Raw genomic sequence first — 14,108 nt, forward strand, 5'->3', positions numbered from 1 at the left:
ATGCATGGCGGTGCAAATCAATTCACACCGACCCCGGTGGCCTCGCCTCGACCGCGTGGAGACAGGGCTCTCCCTCGATCAGCGCAAACGTGCTCCGAGACGTTCGCTCGCCGTCTCGACCGCGGCGAGCTTGGCACTGCTGGCCTCGTCCTCGGTGAGCGTACGGTCCGCCGCACGGAAGCGCAGCGCAAAAGTCAGCGACTTGTGTCCGTCGCCGACCTGGGCGCCGGTGAAGACGTCGAACAGCTCGATCGCCTCGAGGAGATCACCGGCCCCGTCGCGCAACGCCTTCTCGACCTCGGCTGCGGGCACCGAGCCGCCGACCACCACCGCGACGTCCTGCAGGACGGCTGGGAACACACTGATACTCGGCGCCGGCAGGTTCACCGACAACGGCAGCGCATCGATGTCGATCTCCACCGCACACAGCCGTTTGGGGAGCCCGGCGCGTTCGAGGACCGCGGGATGTAGTTCCCCGGCGTATCCGACGGTCGTCCCGTTCACCGTCACTCGAGCGCAGCGGCCGGGATGCCAGGGACGATGATCGTCGGCCGACAATTCCACCGTCACACCGGCGGCGCGGCCGATCGTGCGGGCCGCCTCGAAGGCGTCGAGATGATCCGCCGCGCGCCCCTGGCCCCACGGACCCGCCGGGTCGCGCAGCCCCGTCAGGACCGTGGCCACGTGCAACGGTTGGTGCGGCAGGGAGGCGTCGAGTGCGGCGATCTGCTCGTCGGTCGGGCGCCGGGTCACGTCGAGGGCCCCGACCGGAACGACGTTGTCACCGGCGATGACGACCTGCCCGATGGTGAACAGCGACAGGTCGCGCTGACCACGAGAGATGTTGCGCGCAGCCATTTCCAGCAGGCCGGGCAACAGGGTCGTGTTGAGTTCCGGCCGATCGGACTCCAACGGATTCAGCACCTTCACCGTGCGTCGTCGCTCGTCGTCGGCCGGGAGATCCCACTGGTCGAAGATGCCGGCCGGCATGAACGGGTACGGCAGCACCTCGACGAAGCCGTCGAGGGCGAGTGTCCGCCCGATGCCGCGTCGCCGACGCTGCGCGGGAGTCAGACCAGTCCCCGCGGGCGCGGTGGGCGGGACTGCCGGGATGTCCTCGAGACCCTCGAGCCGCAGCACCTCCTCGACGAGATCGGCGCGCTGACGTAGGTCGGGGCGCCACGACGGGGGGATCACCTCGAGCGGGTCGGTGCCGGTGACGGTGCAGCCGACCTCGGTCAATCGCGCCGCGGTGGTGCCCGGCGCATAGGTCACCCCGGCGGTGCGGTCGGGTTCGTCGGCAGCGATCGAGATCGGCTGCGGCGCATCGACATGCACGCGAAGGTCCGACAGCGGGGAGGCGACCTCACCGCCGGCGAGTTCCACGATGAGCGCCGAACCGCGATCCGAGGCGACCGCGGTGATCTCGGGGTCGACGGTGCGCTCGAACCGTTTGGTGGCCTCCGAGGTCAGCTTGTGGCGCTTGCCGGTCCGGAACACCCGAACCGGATCGAAGGTGGCCGACTCCAGCAGAACCCGGGTGGTCTCCGACCCGACCTCGGTGTCGGCGCCGCCCATCAACCCGGCGAGGGCGATCGGACCGCTGTCGTCGGCGATGACGACATCCTCGGGATCGAGTGTGCGCACCACGCCGTCGAGGGTGGTGAGCTTCTCTCCCGCCGCGGCGTTGCGCACGGTGACGGTTCCGGTGAGCTTGTCGGCGTCGAAGGCGTGCAACGGCTGACCGAGTTCGAGCATCACGTAATTGGTGACATCGACGATCGCCGAGATCGGCCGCACCCCGGCCACCATCAGACGCTTCTGCATCCACCACGGCGAGATGGCGGTCGCGTCGACCCCGGCGATCAGGCGCGCGGTGTAACGGGTGGCGGCGGATCCCGGTTCGATGGCCACCGGCCACGGATCACCGCCGGCGACGATGGCCTCGCCGGGCAGGCCCGGATCGATGAAGGGTACCGAGAAACTGCTTGCGAGTTCACGTCCGAGCCCGCGGACGGAGAAGGCGTAGCCACGATCAGGGGTGACGTTGACGTCGATGGCGGTGTCGTCGAGTCCGAGGACCTCACGCGCATCGGCACCCGGCTCGGCGGTGCCCGGTGCGAGCACGAGGATGCCGCTGTGGTCGGTGCCGATCCCCAATTCCGAGACCGAGCAGATCATTCCGTCGGAGATACGCCCGTAGGTCTTGCGCGAGGCGATCTCGAACGGGCCCGGCAACACGGTACCGGGCAATGCCGCCACGATGAGGTCGCCCTCGGCGAAGTTGCGTGCACCGCACACGATTCCACGGGGTTCCGCCTCGCCGACCGCGACGCTGCAGAAGCGGATGGGCTTCTTGAATTCGGTTAGTTCCTCGATCGTCTCCACCCGGCCGATGACCAGGGGGCCGGTGATCGTCGGGAAGACGTCGATGTCCTCGATCTCGAAGCCGACGCGCACGAATCCGGCGTCGATCTCCTCGGCGGTCGCCGACCAGGTCGGGTCGCCGGCTCGCAACACCTCGGTGTACCAGGACTGTGGGGCACGCACGTCAATCAGCTACTTTCGATCGTTTGCGGTGTCGGGTGGCGCGATCAGATCGCAGGGCCGAACGGCAGGGAGAAGCGGACGTCACCCTCGACCATGTCGCGCATGTCGGAGATGTCATTGCGGAACTGCAGGGTGCGTTCCAGACCCATCCCGAAGGCGAATCCGGAATAGACGTCGGGATCGATTCCGCTGGCGCGCAACACATTCGGGTTCACCATGCCGCAACCTCCCCACTCCACCCAGCCCGGGCCGCCCTTCTTGGCGGGGAACCACACGTCGACCTCGGCGGACGGCTCGGTGAACGGGAAGTAGCTTGCTCGCATCCGCGTCGTGGTCTCCGGACCGAACAGTGCCCGCGCGAAGACCTCGAGGGTGCCGCGCAGATTGGCCAGCGTCAGGCCCTTGTCGACGGCGAGACCCTCGATCTGGTGGAACACCGGCGTGTGGGTGGCGTCGAGCTCGTCGGTCCGGAAGGTGCGCCCCGGACATGCGACGTAAATCGGGACGTCGCGCGTGAGCATCGACCGCACCTGAACCGGGGAGGTGTGGGTGCGCAGCACCTGTCGCGACCCCTCGGGCGCGATGTAGAACGTGTCCTGCATCGAGCGAGCGGGGTGATCGGGCAGGAAGTTCAAGGCGTCGAAATTGTGGTGCTCGGTCTCGACCTCCGGACCTTCGGCGATCTCCCAGCCCATCGCGACGAAGACATCGGCGACCTGCTCGGAGATGACCGTGATCGGGTGACGGGCACCGAGGGGGCGTCGACGGCTGGGCAGGGTCACGTCGACCGATTCGGCGACCAGGACGGCAGCATCCCGCTCCGCCTCGAGTTGAGCGGTCCGCGCGTCCAAGGCCGCCGACACCCGACCGCGAACCTCGTTGACGGCCTTGCCCGCCGACGACCGCTGGTCCTTCGGCAGACTGCCGAGCGCGCGCCGGGCCAGTGCGATCGGTGAGCGGTCACCGAGGTGCGCGGTCTTCGCGAGCGCGAGGGCATCGAGATCGCCCGCCGCCTCGAACGCCGACACCGCGGCGGAGGCGGCGGCGTCGAGTTCCGATGGTTCCGGGAACCGCAGGTCCTCGGAACCCTGGTCGGCGGGGCGGTCGGCTGAGCTGGCCACGGGTGGTGATCTCCTCGGTGTCGTCACGTCCGGATTGTCACGTCTGGCGGATCACGCAATGCGCGACGGCGGACATCGACATCCCAGACTAGTCGACCCGATGTGGACGCACCGGCGCAGGTCGCCGCGCCGACCGGGGTGTCCGACGCCTGCGCGCGCATACTGCGAGTGCGGTCGGACTCGGTCGGCGGACCGAAGTGTGGTCTCAGTCCGACGACGCCGACCGACGATGCTGGATGCGAGCCGCCGAATAGAGGCAGATCGCGCTGGCCGCAGCAAGATTGAGGCTTTCGGCGTGACCGTGGATCGGAATGGCCACGCGGTGGTCGGCATCGGCGAGCAGGGTGCCGGGCAATCCGTGGGCCTCGTTGCCGAACAGCCACGCCACCGGCCCGGTGAACACGTCGTCGGCGTCGTCGAGGCTCAGTTCACCGTCGGCCGCGGTGGCCAGGGTGAGGATGCCGTCGGCGCGCAATGCCCGCAGCGCGGCGGTCGTGTCCGATTCGCGCACCACCGGGATGTGGAAAACACTTCCCGCGCTCGCGCGGACCGCCTTGCCGTTGTGCGGGTCGACGGCGTCACCGAGCAGGACGACCGCATCGGCGCCCATCGCGTCGGCGCATCGGATCAGCGTGCCGACGTTGCCGGGCTCACGCGGCTCGACCGCAACGGCGAGCAACCGGGGCGATCCGGCGAGCACCTCGTCGAGATCGACGGTGAGGAGATCACATTCGGCGAACACCCCCGGCGCCGTGGTGGTCTCGGCCAATTTCGCCGCGGCCCGGTCGGACAGCCGGTGCACGGGCACGGAATGTGCTCTCGCCCGATCGAGAAGCTCGCCGAAACGATCCTCGGCGTCGTCCCGGACCAGCACCGAACGGGCGCGGCCGGTCGCCAGCGCAGCGTCGACGGCGTTGGCGCCCTCGACGAGAAACCGCTTCTCGGTGCGGCGTGTGGCAGACCTGTGCAGCTTCGCCAACGACACGACCCGCGACGAGCGTTCCGAGAGAACGTCCGTCACGGGTCGTGTGTTGTCGGTCTGCACCAACGCAACTACGTGGTGATCAGGCGGCCGGCGCGTTGACGTCGGCGGGCAGCGCCTTACGCGCGACCTCGACGAGACCGGTGAAGGCCTCCGGGTCGGTGACGGCGATGTCGGCGAGCACCTTGCGGTCGACCTCGACACCCGCGGCCTTGAGGCCCTGGATGAAGCGGTTGTAGGTGATGTCGTTGGCGCGGGCCGCGGCGTTGATGCGCGCGATCCACAGCTTGCGGAACTCACCCTTGCGGGCGCGACGGTCCCGGTAGGCGTAGGTCAGCGAGTGGAGCTGCTGCTCCTTGGCCTTGCGGTACAGGCGCGAACGCTGACCGCGGTATCCCTTGGAGGCCTCCAGGGTCGTCCGACGCTTCTTCTGGGCGTTGACAGCCCTTTTCACGCGTGCCATTTAGTCAATCCTCTTCTCGGTGGTGGTCAGGGCGTCAGCGGTTGAGCAGGCGCTTGATGCGCGGTGCGTCGTTCTCGCTCACAACGGTCGTGCCGTCGAGACGACGGGTCCGACGGGAGGGCTTGTGCTCCAGCAGGTGGCGACGGTTGGCCTTCTGGCGCACGATCTTGCCGCTGCCGGTCACCTTGAAGCGCTTCGCGGTGCCCTTGTGGGTCTTGCTCTTCGGCATGTGTCTTCCTTCGTTAGGGCGAACTCCAGCGGCGCCCGCTCCGGCGGGCGCGCTGGGTTCGCGATGGTCTGTCCGTGCGTCGACGCCCGGGGCAGTCGACGCCGGTGTCGACTAGCTCGTGGCGTCGGCGCTGTCGTCGCCGGCCTGCCGCGGCGGGCGTTGCGACTGCTGTTGCGCCTTGACGCGGGTCTTCGCTCCCTTGTGCGGGGCGAGGACCATCGTCATGTTCCGTCCGTCCTGCTTGGCCGAGGTCTCGATGAAGCCGTAGTCGGCAACGTCGTTGCCGAGACGCTGCAGGAGCCGGAATCCGAGCTCGGGTCGCGATTGCTCGCGTCCACGGAACATGATGGTGACCTTCACCTTGGACCCGTCCTTCAAGAACCGGATGACGTGACCCTTCTTGGTCTCGTAATCGTGGTCGTCGATCTTCGGGCGGAGCTTTTGCTCCTTGATGACGGTCATCTGCTGGTTACGACGCGCCTCGCGCTGCTTCTGGGCGGCTTCGTATTTGAACTTGCCGTAGTCCATGATCTTGCACACCGGCGGGCGGGCGTCGGGTGCGACCTCGACCAGATCCAGATCGGCCTCGTAGGCCAGGCGGAGCGCATCTTCAACACGCACGATGCCCACCTGCTCCGAATTCGGTCCGACGAGTCGGACCTCCGGTACGCGGATGCGCTCGTTGATGCGGGTCTCAGTGCTGATGGGGCCTCCTTGATAATTCCGAACAGGTCGGCCGCCGCGATGAGTCGGGCGCAGGAAGAGAAGGCCTCAGCAAGAAAGCCCCGCGATGATCTCGAGAGATCATCGGCAGGGCTCCAACGCCGACCGGTCCACTCGAATACGCTCGGCGTATCCGACCCACGCAGCCATGCGGCTGACCTGGGCCTTTGGGACCGGACCGTACAACTGCGCCAATGGCGCGTCGTAGCGGTGGGAGCCTGACTCCACTTGCAACCCCGGCGAACCGGGGCGGTCGTGCTATGGAAGTCTAACAGTCATGACCGGAAACACCTATTCGCCCTCCGACGACGCCGCAGGTGACGGGCCTGCCGGCGGGACGACGGGCTCCGGGCCGACCGAGTCGAACCCTTCCATTGCCGACGGTGACAACGTCCGCGACCTGGCTGATATTCCGGCGATCGAGGTCATCACCAAGGCCATCGTGATGCTCATGAGCGCGTCGGCGGAGAAGCTGGGACTCGCCGAGGGTGCTTCGGAGTCCGATGTGGACCTCGACGAGGCCCGGCGGCTCATCCACGCACTCGCCGGACTGGTCGACGCTTCACGCGCAGACCTCGGCATCCACGCCGCACCCATCCGCGACGGACTCAAGCAGCTGCAGCTCGCATTCCGCGAGGCGAGCGCATACCCGGACGGGCCCGGCGAAGGACCGGGCGAGAAGTACACCGGGCCGGTGCGCGACCGCCGGCGCTGAGACCGCGTCGCGTTCCGCTCATCGTGCACCACCGACCCACAACCGGTTGCGCCGACTCACACCGCACTCGTCAGTCCCTGGGGCGCAAAGCGATTCGGGTCTGTGAGCCACCGGCCCCGCCCTCTGATTTGACCCTGCGAAGAAAGCGATCGAGGTCCGCGGTTCCCGACACCCGGATGCGCAGCAGGTAGTCGAACAAGCCGGTCACGTGAACGGCGTCGAGCACCGCCGGATCGCCTCCGGCCCAATCCAGAAATCGCTCCGAGTCGACGCCCTCGCGTAACCGGATGTCGACGAAGGCCTCGATCGAGGTGACCGGGACGTCGACCTCGGCGGCATCGGCGAGCACCGCTCGATACCCGAGGATCACGCCGTCACTTTCGAGTCGCCTGACGCGGGAGGCTGCCGCGTTGGTACTCAGACCGACGACTCGACCGATGTGACTGAACGATGCTCGGCCGTCGGTGGCCAGAATGCCGAGAATTTGTCTGTCGATGTCGTCCATACAGAAAATTGTGCGCTCCGCTGCTCAATCTCTCCTCTGTGTCGGGCCGGCGCCTCAGGGTCGACGGCATGTGGGAGGCGGTGAGTGCGATGGGTATGGGTCTTCTGGCCGGGCTCGGCGTGGCGATGCCACTCGGGGCGATCGGGATTCTGTTGATCCACGAAGGTGTCAGCGCGGGCATTCGCCGCGGACTGCCTGCGGCTGTCGGGGTCGCCTCGGTGGACGGTCTCTACGCGCTCGCGTCGGTCGTCGCCGGAACCATCGTGGCACCGGAGGTCCGCCGACTCGGTGCGCTCCCTGAGGTGCTCGGCGGAGTGGTTCTCATCGTCATCGCGGTGATGGGCATCCGACGTCGATCCCCGACAGCGACGACGGCGTTGCCGCGTCGGCGGACCCGAACCGGCCGCCGATTCCTGGTGTTCTTCGGCTTGACCGCGATCAACCCGGCGACCTTCGTCTACTTCTCTGCAGTGGCGGTCTCCACCGGCCCGCTGCCTCCCGTGGCGCGGATCGCATTTGTCGTCGGGGTCATCGCGGCCTCGCTGAGTTGGCAGTCCGGACTGGTGACCGTGGGTGCGCTACTCGGATCCAGAGCGGGTTCTCGACTCCGGCGCGGGCTGACGATCATGGGGTATCTCGTTGTCGGACTCCTGGGCGCTGCGTTGGCCGTGGCGGGTATGGCTCACGCATGACCGCCGGGCCAAGTGCCCGGCGCAACTGAAGGTCGCACGCCACCACCGCATCCACGGCGGTGCCGGCATCGGCCGCGATCTCCCCTGCGGAAGTGACAATCGCCGAATGTGCGGCCGGCAGGTCGTAGCCGCCGCCCGTTCTGCCGGCAGCACTCGCCATCGCCACCGGCGACCGACACGCCTCGGCGATCCGAGCCGCGCGGCGCCGTTGTTCGTCCAACTCCCACCGGTGGTGGACGACGCCACAAGCGTACAGATCGATGTCGAGCGCAGCCGTGTCGGCCACGTGCGCTGCCACCCCGGTGTCGCGGCAGATACCGAGCCCGATCGACCATCCCTGCACCGTGATGGCACAGGGCCCCGGCCCGGCCGCGAAGTGCGGACGCTCGTCCGCTCCCGGGAAGCACTTCCGATAAACCACCGATGTCGTCGTCGAATCGATGCGGAGGACAGCAATGTAACGTTGCCCGTTCTCGCTGATCGGCGCGCCGATCAGCGCCGTGCACCCGCTGTCGTGGCAGGCGTCGGCGATCACCCCGAGTTCGGTCGCGTCGACGGCGACATCGCGTGCGTCGAGGTGATACCCGGTGAGAGACAGTTCGGGAAAAACGATCAGGTCGGCGCCGGCACGCCGGATCAGACCGGCGTGGCGACGCGCGCTATCCCTCAGTGACGAACCGTCACCCGGCTGCGCCACCGCTACGCGCAGAACCGAGCCGTCGACCGCCATCTTCTCAGTGTGAGGCGCTCGGTACCTGTCCGCACACCGTCTCCGGTCCCGGTTCGTTCGTCACCGCTCGGCAAGCGCATACAGCCGTCCCCGGGCGCGCATAGGGTGGAGGTCATGACGCAATCTGGCGAGTCGGCATCCTCCCCCACCGGGCCCGGTGGACCCGAGGACGAGATCATCGACGCCGAGGTGGTCGTACCACCCACGACGCCCGGACAGTTCGCCGGCACGCCGTCGATCCCGGACCCCGACTACACCGAATCCGGTGTTCCCACATTCGATTTCGTGCGCGACAAGATCGAGAATCGGATCGCGACGGCGATCGGGTCACAAGAGCTGGCCGAAGGGACCCCCGAAGGTCAGCAGGTGGACGAGATGATGCGCAAGCGCGATGAGGCCGCGAAGAAACGACTCGAGGAGATCCGGAAGTCGATGGGTGGGTGACGCGATGGCACCTCCACTCCAAGCGGTGATGCGAGAGATGTTCACGCGAATGGTGGAGGCCAAGAACATCTCGATGGTGGATAAGTACTACGACCGAGATTTCATCCTCGTCACCAATGGCCAGACGCAGGACTACGACGCCTTCCACGCCGGCCATGCGCGCGTCTATTCGACGCGCATCACCTACTCGGTGCGTTACGACGACGAGGCATGGGTCGAGGATTCCGATCGCCTCGCCGGGCGTCTCTGGATCACGACGAAACGTCCCGACGAGGCTGCCACCGACATCGAAGTGATGTTCGTCGCGACGTTCCGAGGTCGACGCATCCACCGCCTGTGGGAGTTGACCTGGCCGGACTGGAGTTCGATGAAAGCCTTCGACAACTACGACGACTGACCGCCACGAGCACCGTCGGCGGATAGGTGAGCGCTGTCGGCGAACTGAAGGGCGCCGTCAGCCGGCCGAGGCGACCCGCTCGTCGTCGAGGATCTCGGCGAGGAACTTGCCGGTGTGGCTCTCCGGGGTGTCGGCGATCTCCTCCGGAGTGCCCTCCGCGACGACCAGGCCGCCCCCGGTTCCACCCTCGGGCCCCATGTCGATCACCCAGTCGGCGGTCTTGATCACGTCGAGATTGTGCTCGATGACGATCACGGTGTTGCCCTTGTCGACCAGTCCGTTGATCACCGCGAGCAGTTTCTTGATGTCCTCGAAGTGCAGGCCGGTGGTCGGCTCGTCGAGGATGTAGACGGTGCGTCCCGACGACCGTTTCTGGAGTTCGGCGGAGAGCTTCACGCGTTGCGCCTCACCGCCGGACAATGTCGGCGCCGGCTGCCCGAGCCGGACGTAACCGAGCCCGACCTCGACCAGTGTCTTGAGGTAGCGGTGAATCGAGGTCACCGGTTCGAAGAACTCGGCGGCCTCCTCGATCGGCATGTCGAGAACCTCCGAGATGGTCTTGCCCTTGTAGTGGACCTCGAGAGTTTCGCGGTTGTACCGCGCCCCGTGGCACACCTCGCACGGCACGTAGACATCGGGCAGGAAGTTCATCTCGATCTTGATCGTGCCCTCACCGGTGCACGCCTCGCACCGGCCGCCCTTGACGTTGAACGAGAACCGACCCGGCTGATAGCCGCGCACCTTGGCCTCGGTGGTGGCTGCGAACAGGGTTCGGATCTTGTCGAAGACGCCGGTGTAGGTCGCCGGGTTGGAACGCGGGGTGCGTCCGATCGGCGACTGGTCCACCTGAACGAGCTTGTCGAGGTTTCCCAACCCGTTGACCCGCGTGTGCCGGCCCGGGACCTGTCGAGCGCCGTTGAGCTTGTTGGCGAGGACCGTGGCGAGTATGTCGTTGACCAGGGTCGATTTCCCCGACCCGGACACTCCCGTCACGGCGGTGAGCACACCGAGCGGGAACGTCACATCGATGCCCCGCAGATTGTGTTCGCGCGCCCCGACAACCGTGATGTGCCGGTTCTTGGTGATCGGCCGTCGGATCGCCGGCACCGGAAGGGTGTCTCGACCCGCAAGATAGTTGCCCGTCAACGACTTCCGATTCTTGAGCAGTTCCTTGTAGCTGCCCGAGTGCACGACCTCACCACCGTGTTCACCGGCCCGGGGGCCGATGTCGACGATCCAATCGGCCGCGCGGATGGTGTCCTCGTCGTGTTCGACGACGATCAGCGTGTTGCCGAGATCGCGCAAGCGGGTCAGCGTGTCGATGAGTCGTCGGTTGTCGCGCTGGTGCAGCCCGATCGACGGCTCGTCGAGGACGTAGAGCACCCCGGCCAGCCCTGCACCGATCTGGGTGGCAAGGCGGATGCGTTGTGCTTCGCCACCGGACAACGACCCGGCCGCGCGTTCGAGCGACAGGTACTCCAGGCCCACGTCGAGCAGGAACCGGATGCGAGCCTGTACTTCTTTGAGAACGCGGCCGGCGATCGCCTTCTGCCGGGCATCGAGGGACAGACCGTCGAGGTACGTCGCACATTCGGAGATCGAGAGTTCGCAGACCTGCGCGATCGATCGGGGCCCGTCGGTCGGATGGTCGAGGGTCACCGACAGGATCTCCGGTCGCAGGCGGGCCCCACCACACGCGGGGCACGGCACGTCGCGCATGTACCCCTCGTAACGCTCCTTCATCTGCTCGGACTCGGTCTGATCCATCCGCCTGCTGAGGAAGGCCATCACGCCCTCGAACTCGGTGTAGTACGAGCGGGTGCGGCCGTATCGGTTGCGGAACTTGACGTGAACCTGATGGTCACTGCCGTTGAGCAGCGCGTTGCGTGCCTTGGCGGGCAACTTCTTCCACGGGGTGTCGACGTCGAAACCCATCTGGTCGGCCAGGCCGCCCATCAGTCGCAGGAAGTAGTCCGCATTGTGTCCCGACGACCACGGCGCGATCGCGCCGTCCGACAAGGCGAGATCGGGGTCGGGCACGACGAGATCCTCGTCGATCTCCTTGCGGACGCCGAGACCGTCGCATTCGGGACATGCTCCGTACGGGGAGTTGAACGAGAACGATCGGGGCTCGAGATCGTCGATCGCGATGGGGTGCCCATTCGGGCAGGCCATCCGCTCGGAGAAGCGTCGCTCGCGGTGCGGATCGTCGGCGTCGAGGTCGACGAAGTCGAGCACCACGATGCCGTCGGCCAGGCGCAGCGCCGTCTCCACCGAGTCGGTCAATCGCTGCTTGGCACTGCTCTTGACCACCAGGCGGTCCACGACGACCTCGATGTCGTGCTTCTCCTGCTTCTTGAGTTTCGGCGGCTCCGCCAATGGATGGACCTTGCCGTCGATCCGCGCACGGGAGAAGCCCTGCGTCTGGAGTTCGGCGAACAGATCCACGAACTCGCCCTTGCGGGTACGGACGACCGGCGCCAAGACCTGGAAGCGGGTGCCCTCCCCCATCTCGAGAACCTGGTCGACGATCTGCTGGGGTGTCTGTTTGGCGATCTCCGCGCCGCACACCGGGCAGTGCGCCTTGCCGGCGCGCGCGTAGAGCAGTCGCAGGTAGTCGTATACCTCGGTGATCGTGCCGACCGTCGACCGCGGATTGCGGTTGGTCGACTTCTGGTCGATCGAGACCGCCGGGGACAAGCCTTCGATGAAGTCGACGTCGGGTTTGTCCATCTGGCCCAGGAACTGACGCGCATATGCCGAGAGCGACTCGACGTAGCGGCGCTGGCCCTCGGCGAAGATCGTGTCGAAGGCCAGCGAGGACTTCCCCGACCCGGACAGACCGGTGAAGACGATCAGACTGTCACGCGGCAGGTCCACGTCGATTCCGCGCAGGTTGTGCTCACGGGCTCCGCGGACGATCAGGCGATCAACCACTGCATTCCTATCTCAAGAACTCGAATGTCCGGGCGCATGGCGCCCCGCGCGCATGACCGTAGCGGGAGCCACCGACAAATTCCGGGGAGAGTGGGTCGTACGCACCGGACAGGCTTCCCGGCACGCCACGGATCCACGATACGCGGGGCGCGCGAATGTCTAGGGTTGGGTGTTATGACCTCGAACGATCTGGCGATCTCCGACGACTACACCGGCGACCTGTCCGAGAGTGGCCCCCAACGCCGCACGCTGTCCCACGCGACCATCACCAAGATGTCCGTCGGCCCGATGGACAACAACACCTACATCATCACCTCGAAATCCTCCGGTGAGCAGTTGATCATCGATGCCGCCAACGACGGCGACGACATCCTCGCCGTCCTGCGCGAACTCGGCGGCTCCCCCACCCTGATCTTCACCACCCACCAACATTTCGACCACTGGCAGGCTCTCGAGCAGGTCGCCACCGCCACCGGTGCACCGACCGCTGCCGGCCGCATCGATGCCGACGAATTGCCGGTCCGTCCGGACACGCTGGTCGACGATGGCGACCAGCTCACCGTCGGCGACCTCACGTTCACGGCGATCCATCTCGTCGGCCACACCCCGGGCTCCATCGCGCTCGCCCTCACCGACCCCGCCGACGGCGTCGTGCACCTCTTCACCGGCGATTCGCTGTTCCCCGGTGGAGTCGGGAAGACCTGGCAACCGGGTGATTTCGACACCCTCATCGACGACGTCTCGACCAAGGTCTTCGATCGTTTCCCCGATTCCACCGTCGTCTATCCCGGGCACGGGAAGGACACCACGTTGGGCGCCGAGCGACCTGCGCTGCCCGAGTGGCGCGAGCGGGGCTGGTAACTGTTCCTTGCGCAATCCCCGGCGCGCTGCCCACGACGGGTAGCCTCGATGAGGCGCCATATCGACCGAGCTGATTCGAGAACACGGGTCGGCCACCGTCGGGCGTCCGGCTCCGCACGCAGACCGAACGAAGGGCAGTGTCACTGATGATTCTTCGCCGTATCGCCCGTCCCATGCTCGCCACCGTGTTCATCGCGTCGGGTGTCGACGCGTTGCGCAAGCCGACCGGCCGCGCCGAGATGGCTGGTGATTTCATCGAGAGTTCCTTGAATGCCCTGCCCGAGAACGTTTCCGCCGCTGTCCCCCACGACCCCGAGTTGCTGGTGCGGATCAACGGCGCCGTGCAGGTCGGTGGCGGATTGTTGCTCGCGACGGGCAAGTTCCCGCGAATCGCCGCACTCGGTCTGGCCGGGTCGCTGGTACCGACCACCTTTGCCGGCCATCCCTTCTGGCAGGAGACCGATCCGGCCAAGCGCAACCTCCAGCGCACACAGTTCCTCAAGAACGTCAGCCTCGCCGGTGGACTGCTGATCGCCGCAGCGGACACCGAGGGCAAGCCCTCGCTCGCGTGGCGCGGAAAGCGCAAGGCCAGTGCCGCGACCGCCGCGGTCACCGCGGCCCTGCCGGTCGGCGCGAAGGCCGGCTCCTCAGCGTGGGATTCGATCGTCGAACGCACCCATGAGGGTGCATCGGTCCTCGGCGAGAAGTCCGAGGAGGCCGCCGAACTGCTGCGCGACCGCGCCCCCGAGCTCACCGAGG

General features: G+C 66.9%; 15 protein-coding genes. 6 read left to right on the top strand and 9 right to left on the bottom strand.

The features are described 5' to 3' along the window. Positions 1-78: 78 nt before the first annotated feature. The 6 genes from pheT to infC all read right to left on the bottom strand — a co-directional run bounded on the left by pheT (position 79) and on the right by infC (position 6,104). On the bottom strand, positions 79-2,550 hold the full coding sequence (gene pheT, locus GOPIP_RS18000; protein WP_006371195.1) for a phenylalanine--tRNA ligase subunit beta: 2,472 nt from the start codon (positions 2,548-2,550) through the stop codon (positions 79-81). A gap of 44 nt (positions 2,551-2,594) precedes the next feature. Beyond that, a complete protein-coding gene (gene pheS / locus GOPIP_RS18005; protein ID WP_006371196.1) occupies positions 2,595-3,671 on the bottom strand; it encodes a phenylalanine--tRNA ligase subunit alpha in 1,077 nt (358 codons plus the stop codon). Positions 3,672-3,876: 205 nt separating this feature from the next. Continuing rightward, positions 3,877-4,692, bottom strand: coding sequence for a TrmH family RNA methyltransferase (locus tag GOPIP_RS18010; RefSeq protein ID WP_205741407.1), 816 nt, complete (start codon positions 4,690-4,692; stop codon positions 3,877-3,879). Between the two features lie 43 nt (positions 4,693-4,735). Then, complete coding sequence (gene rplT, locus GOPIP_RS18015) at positions 4,736-5,116, bottom strand: 50S ribosomal protein L20 (RefSeq protein ID WP_006371198.1); 381 nt, start codon at positions 5,114-5,116, stop codon at positions 4,736-4,738. 34 nt (positions 5,117-5,150) lie between these two features. Then, positions 5,151-5,345 carry a 50S ribosomal protein L35 gene (rpmI, locus tag GOPIP_RS18020; protein ID WP_006371199.1) on the bottom strand — a complete coding sequence of 65 codons (195 nt, stop codon included), beginning with the start codon at positions 5,343-5,345 and terminating at the stop codon, positions 5,151-5,153. A gap of 111 nt (positions 5,346-5,456) precedes the next feature. Then, positions 5,457-6,104, bottom strand: coding sequence for a translation initiation factor IF-3 (infC, locus tag GOPIP_RS18025; protein WP_081482531.1), 648 nt, complete (start codon positions 6,102-6,104; stop codon positions 5,457-5,459). A 241-nt stretch (positions 6,105-6,345) separates the two neighbouring features. Between infC and GOPIP_RS18030 the strand changes: the two genes are divergently transcribed. Next, a complete protein-coding gene (locus tag GOPIP_RS18030; protein ID WP_006371201.1) occupies positions 6,346-6,783 on the top strand; it encodes a DUF1844 domain-containing protein in 438 nt (145 codons plus the stop codon). Positions 6,784-6,853: 70 nt separating this feature from the next. Here the strand turns inward: GOPIP_RS18030 and GOPIP_RS18035 are convergent, their stop codons facing one another. Beyond that, complete coding sequence (locus GOPIP_RS18035; protein ID WP_006371202.1) at positions 6,854-7,288, bottom strand: Lrp/AsnC family transcriptional regulator; 435 nt, start codon at positions 7,286-7,288, stop codon at positions 6,854-6,856. Positions 7,289-7,377: 89 nt separating this feature from the next. Here GOPIP_RS18035 and GOPIP_RS18040 point away from each other — a divergent pair, with 89 nt between their 5' ends. Beyond that, positions 7,378-7,980 carry a LysE family transporter gene (locus GOPIP_RS18040; protein WP_244421178.1) on the top strand — a complete coding sequence of 201 codons (603 nt, stop codon included), beginning with the start codon at positions 7,378-7,380 and terminating at the stop codon, positions 7,978-7,980. On the opposite strand, the gene GOPIP_RS18045 is transcribed toward GOPIP_RS18040, so the two are convergent. After that, positions 7,913-8,710 (bottom strand): carbon-nitrogen hydrolase family protein, encoded by a 798-nt coding sequence (locus tag GOPIP_RS18045; RefSeq protein WP_006371204.1) that lies wholly within the window; start codon positions 8,708-8,710, stop codon positions 7,913-7,915. The two genes, GOPIP_RS18040 and GOPIP_RS18045, sit on opposite strands and share 68 nt — an antisense overlap. Before the next feature lie 114 nt (positions 8,711-8,824). Here GOPIP_RS18045 and GOPIP_RS18050 point away from each other — a divergent pair, with 114 nt between their 5' ends. Both GOPIP_RS18050 and GOPIP_RS18055 read left to right on the top strand, forming a co-directional pair. Continuing rightward, positions 8,825-9,154, top strand: coding sequence for a hypothetical protein (locus GOPIP_RS18050; RefSeq protein ID WP_006371205.1), 330 nt, complete (start codon positions 8,825-8,827; stop codon positions 9,152-9,154). Positions 9,155-9,158: 4 nt separating this feature from the next. Continuing rightward, positions 9,159-9,551, top strand: coding sequence for a hypothetical protein (locus GOPIP_RS18055; RefSeq protein WP_035728379.1), 393 nt, complete (start codon positions 9,159-9,161; stop codon positions 9,549-9,551). Positions 9,552-9,608: 57 nt separating this feature from the next. Here GOPIP_RS18055 and uvrA read toward each other — a convergent pair whose 3' ends face one another. Continuing rightward, the gene (gene uvrA, locus GOPIP_RS18060; RefSeq protein WP_006371207.1) at positions 9,609-12,488 is read right to left on the bottom strand and encodes an excinuclease ABC subunit UvrA; all 2,880 of its coding nucleotides are present in this window, start codon (positions 12,486-12,488) and stop codon (positions 9,609-9,611) included. A 174-nt stretch (positions 12,489-12,662) separates the two neighbouring features. On the opposite strand from uvrA, the gene GOPIP_RS18065 reads away from it, so the two are divergent. Both GOPIP_RS18065 and GOPIP_RS18070 read left to right on the top strand, forming a co-directional pair. Further along, positions 12,663-13,349 carry an MBL fold metallo-hydrolase gene (locus tag GOPIP_RS18065; protein WP_006371208.1) on the top strand — a complete coding sequence of 229 codons (687 nt, stop codon included), beginning with the start codon at positions 12,663-12,665 and terminating at the stop codon, positions 13,347-13,349. A gap of 146 nt (positions 13,350-13,495) precedes the next feature. Then, positions 13,496-14,108: DoxX family protein (locus GOPIP_RS18070; RefSeq protein ID WP_035728382.1), on the top strand; the 613-nt coding region annotated here is incomplete at its 3' end.

This window comes from Gordonia polyisoprenivorans NBRC 16320 = JCM 10675, assembly GCF_000241325.1.
GTDB lineage: Bacteria > Actinomycetota > Actinomycetes > Mycobacteriales > Mycobacteriaceae > Gordonia > Gordonia polyisoprenivorans.

Coding starts and splice junctions, on each gene's coding strand:
- GOPIP_RS18055 (WP_035728379.1), top strand. CDS start 9,159: ATGGCACCTCCACTCCAAGCGGTGATGCGAGAGATGTTCACGCGAATG.
- GOPIP_RS18030 (WP_006371201.1), top strand. CDS start 6,346: ATGACCGGAAACACCTATTCGCCCTCCGACGACGCCGCAGGTGACGGG.
- GOPIP_RS18035 (WP_006371202.1), bottom strand. CDS start 7,288: ATGGACGACATCGACAGACAAATTCTCGGCATTCTGGCCACCGACGGC.
- GOPIP_RS18045 (WP_006371204.1), bottom strand. CDS start 8,710: ATGGCGGTCGACGGCTCGGTTCTGCGCGTAGCGGTGGCGCAGCCGGGT.
- rplT (WP_006371198.1), bottom strand. CDS start 5,116: ATGGCACGCGTGAAAAGGGCTGTCAACGCCCAGAAGAAGCGTCGGACG.
- GOPIP_RS18040 (WP_244421178.1), top strand. CDS start 7,378: ATGGGTATGGGTCTTCTGGCCGGGCTCGGCGTGGCGATGCCACTCGGG.
- rpmI (WP_006371199.1), bottom strand. CDS start 5,345: ATGCCGAAGAGCAAGACCCACAAGGGCACCGCGAAGCGCTTCAAGGTG.
- GOPIP_RS18050 (WP_006371205.1), top strand. CDS start 8,825: ATGACGCAATCTGGCGAGTCGGCATCCTCCCCCACCGGGCCCGGTGGA.
- GOPIP_RS18065 (WP_006371208.1), top strand. CDS start 12,663: ATGACCTCGAACGATCTGGCGATCTCCGACGACTACACCGGCGACCTG.